This window comes from Streptomyces sp. NPDC059917 (assembly GCF_042730635.1).
GTDB lineage: Bacteria > Actinomycetota > Actinomycetes > Streptomycetales > Streptomycetaceae > Streptomyces.
Map to the genome: position 1 here is coordinate 1 of NZ_JBHWLC010000063.1, position 15385 is coordinate 15385.

General features: G+C 73.2%; 13 protein-coding genes. 6 read left to right on the plus strand and 7 right to left on the minus strand.

Annotated features, from left to right (window positions below):
* Nucleotides 1-520 precede the first annotated feature (520 nt).
* Genes ACFWAR_RS29455 through xdhC form a run of 3 tightly spaced genes read left to right on the plus strand, consistent with a single transcriptional unit; the run spans nt 521 to nt 5269 of the window.
* Nucleotides 521-2041, plus strand: a complete 1521-nt coding sequence (locus ACFWAR_RS29455; RefSeq protein ID WP_385783440.1) for a xanthine dehydrogenase small subunit — start codon at nt 521-523, stop codon at nt 2039-2041.
* Nucleotides 2038-4449, plus strand: a complete 2412-nt coding sequence (gene xdhB / locus ACFWAR_RS29460) for a xanthine dehydrogenase molybdopterin binding subunit (protein WP_385783443.1) — start codon at nt 2038-2040, stop codon at nt 4447-4449. Before ACFWAR_RS29455 ends, xdhB begins: the two co-directional genes overlap by 4 nt.
* 1 nt (nt 4450) lies before the next feature.
* On the plus strand, nt 4451-5269 hold the full coding sequence (gene xdhC, locus ACFWAR_RS29465) for a xanthine dehydrogenase accessory protein XdhC (RefSeq protein ID WP_385783552.1): 819 nt from the start codon (nt 4451-4453) through the stop codon (nt 5267-5269).
* 10 nt (nt 5270-5279) lie between these two features.
* Here the strand turns inward: xdhC and ACFWAR_RS29470 are convergent, their stop codons facing one another.
* Nucleotides 5280-7502 (minus strand): MMPL family transporter, encoded by a 2223-nt coding sequence (locus ACFWAR_RS29470; protein ID WP_385783446.1) that lies wholly within the window; start codon nt 7500-7502, stop codon nt 5280-5282.
* Nucleotides 7503-7610: 108 nt separating this feature from the next.
* Between ACFWAR_RS29470 and ACFWAR_RS29475 the strand changes: the two genes are divergently transcribed.
* Both ACFWAR_RS29475 and ACFWAR_RS29480 read left to right on the plus strand, forming a co-directional pair.
* Nucleotides 7611-8264 carry a TetR/AcrR family transcriptional regulator gene (locus tag ACFWAR_RS29475; protein ID WP_385783448.1) on the plus strand — a complete coding sequence of 218 codons (654 nt, stop codon included), beginning with the start codon at nt 7611-7613 and terminating at the stop codon, nt 8262-8264.
* Nucleotides 8261-9001 carry an LmeA family phospholipid-binding protein gene (locus ACFWAR_RS29480; protein WP_385783451.1) on the plus strand — a complete coding sequence of 247 codons (741 nt, stop codon included), beginning with the start codon at nt 8261-8263 and terminating at the stop codon, nt 8999-9001. The genes ACFWAR_RS29475 and ACFWAR_RS29480 overlap by 4 nt, the downstream gene beginning before the upstream one ends.
* A 38-nt stretch (nt 9002-9039) precedes the next feature.
* Here the strand turns inward: ACFWAR_RS29480 and ACFWAR_RS29485 are convergent, their stop codons facing one another.
* Together ACFWAR_RS29485 and ACFWAR_RS29490 are read right to left on the minus strand one after the other, a co-directional pair.
* Complete coding sequence (locus tag ACFWAR_RS29485; RefSeq protein ID WP_385783454.1) at nt 9040-9432, minus strand: carboxymuconolactone decarboxylase family protein; 393 nt, start codon at nt 9430-9432, stop codon at nt 9040-9042.
* Nucleotides 9429-10094, minus strand: a complete 666-nt coding sequence (locus ACFWAR_RS29490) for a class II aldolase/adducin family protein (RefSeq protein WP_385783457.1) — start codon at nt 10092-10094, stop codon at nt 9429-9431. The genes ACFWAR_RS29485 and ACFWAR_RS29490 overlap by 4 nt, the downstream gene beginning before the upstream one ends.
* A gap of 130 nt (nt 10095-10224) precedes the next feature.
* Between ACFWAR_RS29490 and ACFWAR_RS29495 the strand changes: the two genes are divergently transcribed.
* Entirely contained in the window at nt 10225-10617 is a 393-nt protein-coding gene (locus tag ACFWAR_RS29495; protein ID WP_385783459.1) for a MerR family transcriptional regulator, read from the plus strand.
* 46 nt (nt 10618-10663) lie between these two features.
* Here the strand turns inward: ACFWAR_RS29495 and ACFWAR_RS29500 are convergent, their stop codons facing one another.
* The 4 genes from ACFWAR_RS29500 to ACFWAR_RS29515 all read right to left on the minus strand — a co-directional run bounded on the left by ACFWAR_RS29500 (nt 10664) and on the right by ACFWAR_RS29515 (nt 15365).
* Nucleotides 10664-13417 carry an exo-beta-D-glucosaminidase gene (locus ACFWAR_RS29500; protein WP_385783462.1) on the minus strand — a complete coding sequence of 918 codons (2754 nt, stop codon included), beginning with the start codon at nt 13415-13417 and terminating at the stop codon, nt 10664-10666.
* 173 nt (nt 13418-13590) lie between these two features.
* Entirely contained in the window at nt 13591-14013 is a 423-nt protein-coding gene (locus tag ACFWAR_RS29505) for a lipocalin/fatty-acid binding family protein (RefSeq protein ID WP_385783465.1), read from the minus strand.
* A gap of 130 nt (nt 14014-14143) precedes the next feature.
* On the minus strand, nt 14144-14563 hold the full coding sequence (locus ACFWAR_RS29510; protein WP_385783468.1) for a RidA family protein: 420 nt from the start codon (nt 14561-14563) through the stop codon (nt 14144-14146).
* Between the two features lie 49 nt (nt 14564-14612).
* Complete coding sequence (locus ACFWAR_RS29515; protein WP_385783470.1) at nt 14613-15365, minus strand: IclR family transcriptional regulator; 753 nt, start codon at nt 15363-15365, stop codon at nt 14613-14615.
* Between the last annotated feature and the right edge of the window lie 20 nt (nt 15366-15385).

Below are 15385 nucleotides of genomic sequence, written 5' to 3' on the forward strand. Positions count from 1 at the left end.
TGTTGGGGGGGGTACTCCGCGGTAAAAACCCCCAAAATAATTACCCGCGCCCCCCCCTCACCCCCCCGCCCCACCCCAACGTCCCCCCCCCCCCCGCCCCCCCGGGGGCGGGGCGACGTCGCGTTCCGCCGGACGCAACGGGTCCGGGCCCGTCGGCTTGACCGAAGGTCCCGCGGCGACGTAGCGTCAGCGCACCCATTCGTGAGCACATGGCAGGAGGCGACGTCCGATGTCCACCATCTCCGGCGCGCACCGCCTCGCTCACGAGACCGCCTGGACTCCGGGCCGTCTCGCACACGGCTGCTGAGCAGCCCCCCTCCCGGCGCGCCCCCTTGCGGCCCCGCCACCCTCTCCTCTTCCTCTTCCTTCCACCGCCTTCGCTCGCCCACCGGCCGCGGCACGCCTTCGCGTGCGGACGCGCGCGCCGGTCCCTTGAGCTGCGCCACCCGAGAAAGAAAGCTCCCGACATGGCGATCAGGACCCTCACCACGACGACCGCGCCTCGAACGGGGAACGCCCCGTGGTAGCCGCGCGGATCACGGTCAACGGGCAGGAGATGCCCATCGCTCCGGCCGCGCCCCACACTTCGGCGCTGGACTTCCTGCGCGAGCGCGGCCTCACCGGCACCAAGGAGGGTTGCGCGGAGGGCGAGTGCGGCGCCTGTTCGGTGCTGGTGGCCCGCCCCGGGGTGCACAAGCCGACCGACTGGGTGGCCGTCAACGCCTGCCTGGTCCCGGTGGCCGCGCTCGACGGCCAGGAGGTCATCACCTCCGAGGGCCTCGCCGTCCCCGGCGCAGCGGGCGCGCCGCCCGTCCTGCACCCCGTGCAGGAGGAGATGGCCCTGCGCGGCGGCTCCCAATGCGGTTATTGCACGCCCGGGTTCGTCTGCAGCATGGCGGCCGAGTACTACCGGCCCGACCGCTGCCCCGCCGCCGACACCGACACCGACACCGCCCACGACGACGGCGACGCACACGCACACGCCCGCGCCGAAGGCGACGCGCACGACGACGCCGAACACGGCCCGAACGGCTTCGACCTGCACGCGCTGAGCGGGAACCTGTGCCGTTGCACCGGCTACCGGCCGATCCGCGACGCCGCCTTCGCCGTCGGTGCGCCCGCGCCGGACGATGCGCTGGGACGGCGTCGCGAACTGGCTCCGCCGGAGCCGGTCGCCACCCGGTACACCCGCGACGAAGGCTCCTTCCTGCGACCGGGCACGCTGGCCGACGCCCTGCGGATGCTGGGCGAGCGCCCCGACGCGGTGGTCGTCGCGGGCAGTACCGACTGGGGCGTGGAGGTCAACATCCGCGCGCGCCGGGCGCCTTGCGTGGTCGCCGTCGACCGACTGCCCGAACTACGTGAACTGCGCGTCGAGACGGACCACATCGAGATCGGTGCGGCGCTGACGCTCACCGAGATCGAGCGGCGGCTCGACGGCCGCGTCCCGCTCCTGGCCCAGCTGTTCCCGCAGTTCGCCTCGCGGCTCATCCGCAACGGCGCGACGCTCGGCGGCAATCTGGGGACGGGCTCCCCCATCGGCGACAGCCCGCCGGCGCTGCTCGCGCTGGAGGCGTCGGTGGTGCTCGCCGACGCGGCCGGGGAACGCGTCGTACCGCTGGCGGACTACTTCACCGGCTACCGGCAGAGCGTCCGGCGCCCCGACGAACTGATCCGTTCCGTGCGCGTCCCGCTTCCGCTGTCGCCGGTCACGGCCTTCCACAAGATCGCCAAGCGGCGCTTCGACGACATCTCCAGCGTCGCGGTCGCCTTCGCGCTCGACATCGAGGACGGGGTCGTGCGCAGGGCGCGGATCGGCCTGGGCGGGGTGGCCGCCACCCCGATCCGCGCCCTCGCCACCGAGGCCGCCCTGGAGGGCCGGCCGTGGACGGAGCGGACCGTCGAGGCCGCGGCCCGGGTGCTCCGGGGCCAGGGCACGCCGATGGACGATCACCGCGCCAGCGCGGAGTACCGCTCCGCGATGCTCGGCCAGAGCCTGTTGAAGCTGTACGCGCGAACCACCGAGGCGGTGCCGTCATGAGCCAGTTGTCCGAACGTCCCGAGATGCCCGTCGTCGGCGTCTCCGTGCCGCACGAGAGCGCCGCCCTGCACGTCACCGGCGCCGCGCTCTACACCGACGACCTGGTCGCCCGTACCAAGGACGTGCTCCACGCGCACCCGGTCCAGGTCATGAAGGCCCGCGGCAGGATCACGGGCCTGCGCACCGAACCGGCGCTCGCCGTGCCGGGCGTGGTCCGCGTCCTGACCGTCGCCGACGTGCCGGGCGTCAACGACGCCGGGATGAAGCACGACGAACCGCTCTTCCCCGACGAGGTCATGTTCCACGGGCACGCGGTGGCCTGGGTGCTCGGCGAGACCCTGGAGGCGGCCCGGCTCGGCGCGGCGGCCGTCGAGGTGGACCTCGACGAGCAGCCTTCCTTGATCACGCTCCAGGACGCGATCGCGGCCGGCAGCTTCCACGGCGCCCGGCCCGAGATGGTGACCGGGGACGTCGAGGCCGGTTTCGAGGACTCGGCGCACGTGTTCACCGGCGAGTTGCAGTTCTCCGACCAGGAGCACTTCTACCTGGAGACGCACGCGGCGCTTGCGCTGATCGACGAGAACGGGCAGGTGTTCGTCCAGAGCAGCACCCAACACCCCTCGGAGACACAGGAGATCGTCGCGCACGTCCTCGGCCTGCACAGCCACGAGGTGACCGTGCAGTGCCTGCGCATGGGCGGCGGCTTCGGCGGCAAGGAGATGCAGCCGCACGGCTTCGCCGCGATCGCCGCGCTCGGTGCCCGGCTGACCGGTCGGCCCGTACGGGTGCGGCTCAACCGCACCCAGGACCTGACCATGTCGGGCAAGCGGCACGGTTTCCACGCCTCGTGGAAGATCGGCTTCGACGCCGAGGGCCGCATCCAGGCCCTGGATGCCACCTTGACGGCCGACGGCGGCTGGAGCCTGGACCTCTCCGAGCCGGTCGTGGCGCGCGCACTGTGCCACATCGACAACACCTACTGGATCCCCAACGCCCGCGTCCGCGGCCGCATCGCCAGGACCAACAAGGTCTCCAACACCGCCTTCCGCGGCTTCGGCGGCCCGCAGGGCATGTTGGTGATCGAGGACGTCATGGGCCGGTGCGCGCCGCTGCTCGGCCTGGACCCGATGGAGTTGCGGGAGCGCAACTTCTACCGGCCGGGGCACTCGACGCCGTACGGGCAGCCGGTCAGCCACCCCGAACGCATCTCCACCGTCTGGCGGGAGGTCCAGGAGGACGCCGACCTCGCCGGGCGTCGGCGCGCGATCGCCGTCTTCAACGCCGCGCACCCGCACACCAAGCGGGCGATCGCGCTGACGGGGATCAAGTTCGGGATCTCCTTCAACCTCACCGCCTTCAACCAGGCGGGCGCCCTCGTGCTGATCTACAAGGACGGTTCGGTCCTGATCAACCACGGCGGCACCGAGATGGGACAGGGCCTGCACACGAAGATGCTGCAGGTGGCCGCGACCACGCTCGGCATCCCGCTGCACAAGGTGCGGCTGGCGCCCACGCGGACCGACAAGGTGCCCAACACCTCGGCCACCGCCGCCAGTGCCGGGGCGGACCTCAACGGCGCCGCGGTCAAGAACGCCTGCGAGCAGTTGCGCGGGCGGCTGCTCCAGGTGGCCGCCACCCTGCTCGGTGCGAACGCCTCGGACGTGCGCGTCGTCGGGGGCGTCGCGCGCGCCCTCGGCAGCGACGGGGAGGTGGCCTGGGACGATCTGGTGCGCACCGCGTACTTCCAGCGGGTCCAGCTGTCGGCGGCCGGTTTCTACCGGACCGAAGGACTGCACTGGGACGCGAAGAGTTTCCACGGCTCCCCCTTCAAGTACTTCTCCTACGGCGCGGCCGCCGCCGAGGTGGAGGTGGACGGCTTCACCGGCGCCTACCGCATCCGGCGGGTGGACATCGTGCACGACGTCGGCGACAGCCTGTCCCCGATGATCGACATCGGTCAGGTCGAGGGCGGTTTCGTACAGGGCGCCGGCTGGTTGACGCTGGAGGACCTGCGCTGGGACGACGGTGAGGGCCCCCACCGCGGCCGGCTGCTGACCCAGGCCGCGAGCACCTACAAGCTGCCGAGCTTCTCGGAGATGCCGACGGAGTTCCACGTCAGGCTGTTGGAGAACGCCACCGAGGAGGGGGCGGTCTACGGCTCCAAGGCGGTCGGCGAGCCCCCGTTGATGCTGGCCTTCTCGGTGCGGGAGGCGCTGCGGCAGGCGGCCGCCGCGTTCGGGCCCGCCGGGACCAGCGTGGAGCTGGCCTCCCCCGCCACGCCGGAAGCCGTGTACTGGGCCGTCGAAGCGGCCCGCGCGGGCGGCGTGCGGCCGGACGGCGACGACGGCGCGGGCGGGAAGAGCGGCACCGCGTTCCTCCTCCACGAGGGCGCTCCGCGCGATGCCTGACATGTCCTGGGTCGCCGCGGTCGCGCGGTTGCGGGCCCGCCGGGAGGCCGGCGTGCTGGTGACCGTCGCGACCGTGCGCGGCCACGCCCCGCGCGGGGCCGGTGCCAAACTCGTCGTCGGCGGGAGCGAGACCTGGGGGTTGATCGGCGGCGGCAACATCGAGGCCGTCGCGATCGACCGGGCCCGCGAGCTGATCGGGATGCCCGGAGCGGAGTCCGAGCTGATCGAGTTCGCCCTCAACGACAAGGTCACCGGTCGGCACGGCGTGCAGTGCTGTGGCGGAGCGGTGAGCGTGCTCCTCGAACCGCTGCCGGTGGTCCAGGCGGTGGCGATCTTCGGCGTCGGGCACGTCGGGCTGGAGTTGGCGCGGATCCTGGCCCGCCACAGCCTCGATCTGCACCTGGTGGACTCCCGCGCCGACGTGCTCGCCGAGGAGCGGCTCGGCGTGCTCGCGGACGCGGTGGCCCAGGTCAGCGTCCACCACACGCCGTTGCTCCCGGAGGAGGTGCTCGCCGAGCTGCCGCCCGGCACGCACGTCCTGATCATGACGCACGACCACGCCGAGGACGCCGCCCTCTGCGACGCGGCCCTGCGCACGCCCGGTCTCGGCTCGATCGGCCTGATCGGCTCGGCCGCGAAATGGGCGCGGTTCCGCCGCCGGCTGTCCACGGAGGGCGGCCACGACGCCGCCGCCATCGATCGGATCAAGAGTCCGATCGGAACGGCGGGCATCACCGGCAAGGAGCCCGCCACGATCGCCGTCAGCGTCGCGGCGGACCTGCTCCGGACCTTCGAACGGAGCGCTCCCGCCCGGGGGTGAGCCGCGTCGCTCAGGAGTGGATCCGCGGCAGGATCCGGTCGAGTCGGCGGGGCAGCCACCAGTTCGCCCTGCCCATCAGGAACATGGCGGACGGCACCAGCATCAGCCGCACCACGGTCGCGTCCAGCACCACGCTGACGGCGAGGCCGAGGGCGAGCATCTTCACCACGACCGTGGGCGAGGCGGCGAAGGCGAGGAAGACCGCGGTCATGATGAAGGCCGCGCTGGATATGACCCGGCGGGTGACCGACAGGCCGGTGCCGACCGCGAGGGTGTTGTCCCCGGTCCGCCGGTAGGTCTCGGCGACGGAGGAGAGCAGGAAGATCTCGTAGTCCATGGACAGGCCGAAGACGATCGCGAACATCATCATCGGCACGTAGGACTCGATGGGTACGGGCTCGGACAGCCCCAACAGGGCGCTGCCCCAGCCCCATTGGAACACCGCGACGAGGATCCCGTAGGAGGCGGCCGTGGTGAGGAGGTTCATCAGCACCGCCTTGACCGGGATCACGACGCTGCGGAAGACGGCGGTGAGCAGGAGGAGCGCGGCGGCCAGCACGATCGCGATGATGTACGGCAGGCGTGCGGTGACGGTGTCCCGGAAGTCGAGCTGCCCGGCCGTGGACCCGGTCAGGTAGCCGCGCGCTCCGGAGCCGTCGAGCGCCTCGGGCAGGGTCGTGTCGGTCAGCTCGGTGAAGAGGTGCCCGGTGGCCGCGCTCTGCGGTCCGGAGGTGGGGGTGAGCGTGGTGATCAGCAGCTTCCCGTCCGCGCTGGCGGTCACGGGGGTGATCCCGGCGACCCCCGGGGTGGCGCGCAGGGCGTCGGAGAGCCCCGTGCCGATGCGGTCGACCGGGACGGTGGCCCGGCTGACGTCCGCGACGACCACGAAGGTGCCGGCCGCTCCGGGGCCGAATCCCGGGCCCTCGGCCCCGGCCGTCCAGTCGTAGGCGTTGCGCGTGACCGTCCCCGGGGCGTCGGCGCCGTCGTCGACGTGGCCGAGCCGCATCGAGAACATCGGCACGGCGCACAGCGCCAGCAGCGCCGTGCCCGCCGCGAGGAAGGCCCAGGGGCGCCGGGCGACGAGTGCGGCGTAGCGGTGCCACCCGTCGCGCTCCCCGCCCGTCTCCGCGACCGGGCGGCGCACGGTGACACGGTCGATCCGGCGGCCGACCAAGCCGAGCGCCGCGGGCACGAGGGTCAGCGAGGCCGCGGCGGTGACCACCACGGCGATCGCGGCGGCCAGCCCGAGCTTGCCGATCAGGCTCAGGCCGCAGGCGTACAGGCTCAGCATGGCCACCGCGACGGTGACGGCGGCGACCAGGACGGACCGGCCGCTACCGGCGGTGGTGCGGGAGGCGGCGGCGACCGGATCGTGGCCGTCGAGGAGGTCCTGGCGAAAGCGCGTGGTCAGGAAGAGCGCGTAGTCGATGCCCACGCCCAGCCCGATCATCGTGGCCAGGGTGGGGGCGGAGGTGGCGAAGGTGACGACACCCGCGATGATCCCGACCGCGCCCAGCCCGACGCCCACCGCGAGCAGCGCGGTGACCAGGGGTAGCAGGGCGGCGGCGACGCTGCCGAAGGCGAGCAGGAGGATCAGGAGGGCCGCGGCGATGCCGATCAGTTCGGCGGTCCGGTCGTCGGCGGGCTCGCGCACCACCTGGTTCAGGTCGCCGCCGTAGGCGACCTGGACACCGGCGGCGCGGGCGGGGGCGGTGGCCTCGTCGAGGCGCTCGGTGTAGCCGTGTCCCAGGGTCTTGACCTGCCGGTCGAAGGAGACGGTGGCGGCGACGGTACGGCCGTCCGCGCTGGTGGTCGGCAGGGAGACGGCGCTCACGTGCGGCAGCGCCCGGAGGTCGGCGAGCGTACGGTCCACCGCGCCGGGGTGCTGCGCCACCGTGCCGGAGTCCACATGCAGGACGACGCGCCCGTTCGGGGCGCCGGCGCCGGGGGCGGAGGCCGCCAGGAGTTCCGCGCCGGTGTGGGAGCGGCTGCCGGGCAGGGACACCTCGTCGCTGTACGTCGGCCCGACGGCCTGGCGGCCCGCGAAGACGGCGGCCAGCAGGAGCAGCCAGGCCGCGATCACCCACAGCGGGTGCCGTGCGCAGAAGCCGCCGAGGCGGCCGAGACGGCCCGGACGGCCGGGACCGGCCGGATCGGGCGCGGGTCCGGCGGCGGGTTCGGGATCGGGATCGGCCCGGACCGCGGCCGGGCCTCGAAAGCGTGCGGAAGACACGGCGACTCCAGAAAGTGGCAGGACTGACACCAATGACACGGACGACCATAGAGGCAAAGTGGCAGGACTGACAATTGACAGGGGTGACGCGATTGCTAGGCTGCTGCCATGCGCATCGAACCCGCCGCCGGGGCAGGGACAGAGACAGGAACGGACGCGGGGTTGCGGCGACGCAAGAAGGAGCTGACCCGCACCAGGCTCCGGGAGGGGGCCGCCGCGCTCTTCGCCGAACGCGGTTTCGCGGGCACCACCGTCGCGGACATCGCCGCGTGCGCGAACGTCTCGGAGCGGACCTTCTTCCGCTACTTCGACAGCAAGGAGGCCCTCCTGCTGCCGGACATGAACCTGCTGTTCGAGTACGTCGAGGCGGCCCTCGCCACCCGTCCGCCCGAGGAGGACCCGCTGAGCGCGATCTGCAACGCGCTGCTCACCGCGGCGCAGCCGTTCGCCGCCTCCACCCTGACCGCCCTGACCCACCCCATCGAAGGGGCGGAGCCGCTGATCGCGGCCCGGCTCGTCGAGGCCTTCGCCGCCTTCGAGGACCGGCTCACCCTCCTCGTCGAGCAGCGGCTCCCCAAGGACGCGCCCGACGCGGACCTGCGGGCCGCGGTGATCGCGGGGGCGGCCATGTCCTCGGTCCGCGCCGTGCTGCGCACCCAGCGCCGCCGCCGCCAGGCGGGCACCGTCACCGCCGCCGCCCCCGCGCACCTCCTGATCCGCTCCTTCGACATCCTGCACGAGATCGGAACCACCGCGCCGTGAAGTCCAGCCGCCCCCTGCTCCGCCGCCCCGTCCCCGTGCTCATAGCCGTCGGCCTGACGCTGACGGCCGCCGGCGTGGTCACGGACCTCACCGTCGAGCACGTCGCCCGGCAGCGCATCGAGCGGGCGGCCGCCTGCCGGCTCTCGCCCCAGGGCTCGGTCACGGCCGACCTGCTGGACCCGCTCGCCGGGCTGCGCTCGCTCACCGGCGACCTGGGCACCGTGCGCATCGAGGCGCGCCGCGTGCAGCACGCCGACACCGAGATGGACGTCCGGGCCGATCTGCACGACGTCACCACCGACGGAACCACCAGCGGGGGGACGGCGACGGCGAGCGTCCCGTACGCCGCCCTGCAGAAGCGGCTGTCCGACACGGCTCCGGGAATGACGGTCGGCGGCGACGGCGGCGGCCTGACCCTGACCGGCCGCGCGGGCACCGGGGCCCTGAGCCTGCCCGTGACCGTCCACGCCGGTGTCACCGCCGCGGCCGACGGGCTGACCGTCACCCCGACCACCGTGACGGTGCTGGGCCGCACCATGCCGATCGAGTCGCTCGCGGGCTTCCCCGGGGCGTCCGCCTTCACCGAGAAGCTCGCCCCGCGCACGGTCCCGGTCGGCGAACTCCCCGACGGCGCCCGGCTGACCGGCGCCCGGGCCGACGCCTCGGGCCTGGCCGTCTCCCTGTCGCTCTCCCACACCTCGGGCACGACGACCGGCGGGAAGTGCGCCGCCGCGTAGGCCGTCTCCTTCGGATCCTGCCGGTCCCTCGACCTGCCCTATCCGGGCGGGGCGAGTTCGGCGATGATCTCCGTGCCCAGCGCGTAGGCCGGTACGCCCGAGGTGATCAGCGCCGTCTCGGCGACCCCGATCAGGTCCGCGACGGTGGCGCCCGCGTGCAGGGCGCCCCGGGCGTGCAGGCGCGCGGGATGGTCCCGGCCGAGGGACAAGAGTTGCCCGAAGTGGACGAGTTGCTGTACCCGCGCCCCCAACGGGTTCTCGGTCAGCACGACGTGCCGCAGCGCCGCCAGCGCCTCCTCGGTGGGCAGCCTGTCGAACTCCCGGGCCAGCCGCAGCCGTTCCTCCACCCCGCTGGGCACCGACCCGAGCGTGGCGACGTAGCGTTCCCGGACGGCGTCGGTCCGCGGGGCGAGCGCCCCGTCGCCCGTCACGACGACACCCGTGCGATCGAGGCGCGCACCGCCTCCACGGCGCCCTCCGGGAAGTCCACGGCCCCGCCGATCGCGGCCGCCGCGAGCTCCGCCTCGGCGCTCTCCTCGATGGCCACCACGAGGTGGGCGGTGGCCGCCGGGTCCGGGCCGAAGACGAGCAGTCCGTGGTTGGCCAACAGGGCCGCGGCCGTCGTCGGGCGGTGCTCCAGCACCTCGGCGATGCCGCGCACCGACACGTCCGACCCGCGGGGGCCCCAGGGGACCACCGGGACCTCCTCGGCCTGCCCGAACCTCAGCATCGGCTCCGTACGGCAGGGCAGCGGCCGGTGGGCCACCGCGAAGGCCGTCGCGGCGGGCGAGTGCGTGTGGATCACCGATCCCACCCGCGGGCGGGCCGCGTAGACCGCGCTGTGCATGGTGATGATCTCGGCGCTGACGGAGCGCAGCTCGCCCTCCAGCACCCGCCCGTCGAGGCCGACCGTCGCCAGCTGCTCGGGCCTCAGCCCCCGGACGAAGCCCGGCGTCAGCAGGAACCTCTCCTCGTCGATCCGGGCACTCAGGTTCGCGTGCCCGGAGTGGGACATCACTCCCGCTTCGAAGAGCGTCCTGGCGGCTTCGACGAGCTGCTCGGCCCGTTCCTTCACTTCCTGTACGTCCGTCATCGCGGCCTCTCTCGGCTGGGGTGCCGGCGGCGCCCGTGCGCCGCCGTCCACCTGCCGCCCACTCTTCAACTTGAACTAAGGTTCAAGTCAAGCGGTGTGGAACGGGGTGGGACGCGTGGAGGACCCGCGCATGACGATCGGCCGACTGGCCGAGGTCACCGGCGTACCGGCTTCGGCCATCCGGTACTGGGAACGCCACGGCCTGCTCCCGCGGCCCGAGCGCCGGAGCGGGCAGCGGCGCTACCCTCCGGAGGCGGCGCAGCGGATCGTGCTGCTGCGCAAGTGCCAGCGGGCCGGGTTGACCCTGGTCGAGATCCGCGCGTTCCAGGAGGAGCAGGAGGCGCGTCAGGCGATGCTCCGCGACAAGCTCGTCGAGATCGAGCGGCGCATGGTCGACCTCGACCACGCCCACCAGCTCCTGAGCCACGCCCTCCTGTGCGGCGAGGAGGACATCGTCGGGTGCCCGAAGTTCCGCGAGCAGATGGCGGGCTGGCGCACGCCGCAGCCCGGCACCGGCGCCTGAGGACCGGCCGGTCCGCCGGGCGCCGCAGGGATACGCCCGCCCGCGCTCAGTGGGCAGGAACCGTCAGCGTCGGGGTGTTCCACCCGGAGATCCGCAGCCGCGGCGCCGCTCCGTGCAGGTCGGCGGTCCGGTAGGTCGCCGTGAGCGTCGTCGACTCCCCCGGCCAGAGGCTGACCTGGTTGTCGCTCCACCGCACGGGGAGCACGGGCGCGCCCCGCGCCCCCACGAGGTGGACGTCCGTGAGCAGCGCCGGGGCCTTCCCCGTGCCGTCGTGGCGCAGGGTCACGGTCGTCGTGGACGTGCCGGTGGTGGAACCCCCGGCCTGCGGGGAGGCGAGCGTCGACGCCCGCGCGGTGACCGTCGTGCGCGGCATCCCGGCGAGGCCGCGCAGGTCGGCGTAGGAGCGGGTGGGTGTGTAGTACCAGTTGGTGCCCGCGTAGTCGAGCTCGTCGTCCTGCGTGGACAACCAGTACACGTTGCGGCTCACCTCCCGCCCCGCGCCGTCGGTGAGGACCAGCCGGGCCAGATAGGTCGTGGACAGCCCTGCGACGGACGCGGGCAGGGTGAGTACGGCGCTGCTCGCGCCCCCGCCCGCGACGCCGACGCCGGTCACCGTGCGGTCGTAGCGCCGCGTACCGTCGGTGGAGAAGAGCGTCGCCCGCGCCGTCAGCCCCGAGGCCCCGGACGCCCGGTTGTTGACGACCGCCACCGTGCGGTCGCCGTAGCCGTACTGGACGTGCAGGGGTTCGTTCGCCTTCTTCGCGCCGAAGTAGGCGCCGCCCTGATCGAGGTAGCGGTCGACCAACTGCCAGTGCAGCGAGGTCCAACCGCTGTTGAACATCCAGTAGATGAGCCCGGTCGACGGCTCGGAGGCGTCCTTCGCGTGGCGGGCGTACGCCTCGAACTGCGCGCGCACGGCCTCGTACTGCGCGAGCTGCGCCTTGCGCACGTAGTCCACCAGGCCGGTCGGGGGGCCGTAGCGGCGGGACAACGCCTCGTCGTACAGCTTCAGCGTCGCGAAGGTGGCCGAGGGCGAGCGGTGGTACTGGGCGGCGCCCGGGTCCTTCCACAGGCTGTCCAGCTCGGCCGGGGACATCATGCGGCGCAGCGTGTCCAGGGTCGGTACGTCCGGGCCCGCGCTGGTCTCCGAGTTGAAGCCGCTGGCTCCGCCCGCCCGTTTGTCATACCAGTAGCGGGGCGGGACCCAGTCGTAGGGACCGGTCATCTTCATTCCGGAGGCGCCGGTGAGCGGCGCGGCGGCGGCGGAGGCCGCCGGGATCACCGGGGCCCGCCAGTCGGCGGCCTTCAGGGCGTCGAGGTAGCCCTGCTCGATCTGCCGGTTCGGCGCGGCGTCGCTGCCGATCAGGAAGGAGATCACGCTGGGGTGGTGGCGCAGTCGGGCCGCCTCGGCGGCCATGGAAGCCTTGGCCACCGGGTAGTCGGCCGGGGTCCAACGCTCCCCCGATCCCCCGCGGTTGACCTCGCCCTCCCATTTGTCGCAGCACTCCCAGCCGGGCAGCGTCAGGATCCCGTGGCGGTCGGCGAGGTCGAAGAACTCGTCCGGCTCGATGTGCCCTTCCAGCCTCAGGGTGTTCAGCCCGAGGTCCAGGGCGTAGCGCAGGCGGTCCTCCACGGAGGTGCGGTCCCAGCGCAGGTACGCGTCCGGGGACCAACCGGCGCCCTTGATCAGCAGGGGGCGGCCGTTGACCTCGTACCGACGGGCGCCGTCGGCGTTCAGCGGCGCCCGCACCTCCCGGATCCCGAAGGTCTCGTGCGCGGTGTCGGAGGGGGCGCCGTCGACCGTCGCGGTCAGGTCGAGGCGGTACAGCGGCTGGCGCCCCATCGCCGCGGGCCACCACACGCGGGGCGCGCGCAGGCGCAGTGCGGGGTGGTCGGCCGGGGAGAAGACCACCGTCCTGCTCTCGTGGGGTGCGAGCCCGACGCTCCGGCTGACGGCCACCGGGCCGACGGTGCCGGACACGGTCGTGGTGACGGGCGCCGACGAGTCGTTGCGCACGCGGGCCTTGGCGGTCAGGTCGGCCGAGGACATCGCCGGTAGGGCCAGGGCGCTCACCACGTGCGCGTCGCGCAGGGCGACCGGGCCGCCGCGGCGCACGGTGACGTCGCGGACGATGCCCATGTTCCGGTCGGGCGGCGTTTGCAGCCAGTCGAGCCAGCCCATCGTGAGGTGCTTGCGCGGGTCGTTGGGCAGGACGCGGAAGGCGACCGTGTTGGTGCCCGTCCGGATCAGGTCGGTGAGGTCGATCTCGTGCCGGGTGTAGGCGCCGGTGACGGTGTTCGCCCCGGCGACCCGGCGGCCGTTGACGAAGACATCGGCGGCGGACATGACCCCGCTGAAGTCCAGGTACGTACGGATCGCGGGGTCCGTCACGACGAGGTCGGCCCGGTACCACCAGGGCACGGCGAAGTCCTCGGCCGGGATCCGCTGCTGCCGGGTGGAGTAGAAGGGGTCGGGATGGACGCCCGCGGCGAGCAGCGCCGCGAGGACGGTGGAGCGGGGGCCGGCCGGGTACCAGCCGGTGGCCCGATAGCCGGGGCTGGACACGGCGGTCGCGGAGTCGGTGACCTTCGCGGTCGACTGGATCGCGTAACCGGCCAGGGCCGTCGTGCTGCCCGGGGCCGCGCCGACCTCGGTCCGCACCACCGGCCCGGGCGCCGACCTCGGGGCGGCGGGCACGGGGGCGGCCCCGGCCGTCAGGGTCAGGAGCAGGCCGAGGAGGGCGACGGACGCGGCGGCGACGGCGGTTCTTCCGCGCGGGAGGGCGGGCCGGTGGAACAAGGGTCCTCCTGCGGCGGGGACGGCGGGGCGGTCACCCGGGGCGATCCTCACACACGCCCCGCCCCGCGCCGCGGAAGCCCACCACGCCGCCCGCCACTCTCACCCCACCGGTCGCACGCGCCCCGGGCGGGCGGCCCCGGTGGTGGGGCGGGGACGCTCGCTGGGGCTTTCGGTCAGGGGCGGCGCTTGTGGCGGCGTTGGGCGGTGACGGCGTTCGGGCCGCTGAGGTACGTGTCGAGGCCGTCGTCGTCGACGCCGAAGACGGCGGTGGTCTCGCAGTCGCCGCCCTTGCGCTGCAGGATGATGCGGTTCCCGTCGCGGCGGGCTATCCCCTTGGCCTGGCGGTCGTCGCCGTAACCGTAGTTGGAGACGAACTCCTGGCCGAGGGTGAACTGCAGGACGGACTCCTTCGCCGCGACGGTGCTCCGGAAGGTGTAGTGGTCGCCTTCCTGCACGATCTTCACCGTCTGGGGGTCGGACGCCAGGGCCTCCCGGGTAGCCGCGTCGACCTCGATCGACTCCAGGTACCTGTCGTACCCCTCGCTGCTGACCAGTTCGTACGTGCCGGAGAAATCGGTGAAAGCTCCGCCCGTCATACGGTTCCCTCCATCGTGATCATGAGCGCGGCGCCCGGGCGGGCACCGCTCGCCATGATCCACGCAGACCACCGGCGCCCGGGCGGAAACCGCGGAACCCTCGCGCCGGGGGCCCGGCGGGGCCGGCCGCTCAGCCGATCACGGCCTGGGCGTCGATCTCGACCAGCATCGGCTCCTGCGGGAGTTCCACGAAGATGGTCGTCCGGCACGGCTTGACCCCGCCCGGCTCGATGTTCTCGTCGATGAAGGCCGCGTAGACCTCGTTCATCAGCGGGAAGTCGGCCCGCTTGGTGAGGTAGACGCGGAACATCACGACGTCCTCGATCGTGGCGCCGCCCGCCTCGACGATGGCCTTGACGTTCTCCAGGGTGCGCCGGGTCTGGGCCTTGACGTCCCCGTGGTAGAGGTACTCGCCGGTCGCCGGGTCCTGCGGGCCCTGGCCGGATACCTGGAGGATCGGGCCCTTGCGCACGCCCTGGGAGAACATCCAGGCGGGGGCGGGGGCGCCGTCGGTGCGGACTTCGGTCTTCTCGGTGGTGCTGTCGCTCATGATGTCTCCTTGTGGTGGTGGGGTGTTCGGGGTCGGGGAGAGGGGTGGTTCAGGAGTCGGCCGACGGGGAGCCCGCGTCGGCCGAGATGGCACGGGTGGCCGCCAGGAGCTCGGGGAGCAGCTCCAGGACCTGCTCGTACGGGAGCACCACGTCCGGTACGGAGATGGAGGCCGCCGCGACGGCGCGCCCGGAGGCGTCGCGGATCGGGGCGGCGATGCAGTTGATGAAGGACTCGTGCTCGGCGTGGTCCTCGGCCCACCCCTGGGCGGCGACCTTGTCGAGCTCGGCGAGGAGCGCCTCGGGGGTGGTGATCGTGTTCGGGGTGTGGACGGTGAACTCGACGCCCTCGACCACGCGGCGCCGTTCGGCCTCCGGGAGGTCGGCGAGGAGGATCTTGGCGACGGCCGTGTTGTGCAGGGCCGCGCGCAGCCCGATCCGGGAGTACATGCGCACGGGGTGCCGGGAGTCGTACTTGTCGATGTAGACCACCTCGCCGCCCTCGTACGCGGCCAGGTGCACGGTCTGCCCGGTGTCCGCGTTGAGCGCGGCCAGGTGCGGGGCGGCCGTGCGGCGGATGCCGCGCTGTTCCAGGGCCAGGCTGGACAGGGCGAACAGACCGGCGCCCAGGTGGTAGCGGTAGCCCGCGTCCCGGTACACGAACCGCGCCTCCTCCAGGCTCTGGAGCAGTCGCAGCGCGGTGGTCTTGTGCACGTCGAGGACGTGGGCGAGCTGTTCGAGGGAGCGCTCGCCCTCGCCCAGCTCGGTGAGGAGGCGCAGGGCGCGGGTGACGGTCTGGCTCATGGGTGGTGGCGCTCCGGCTC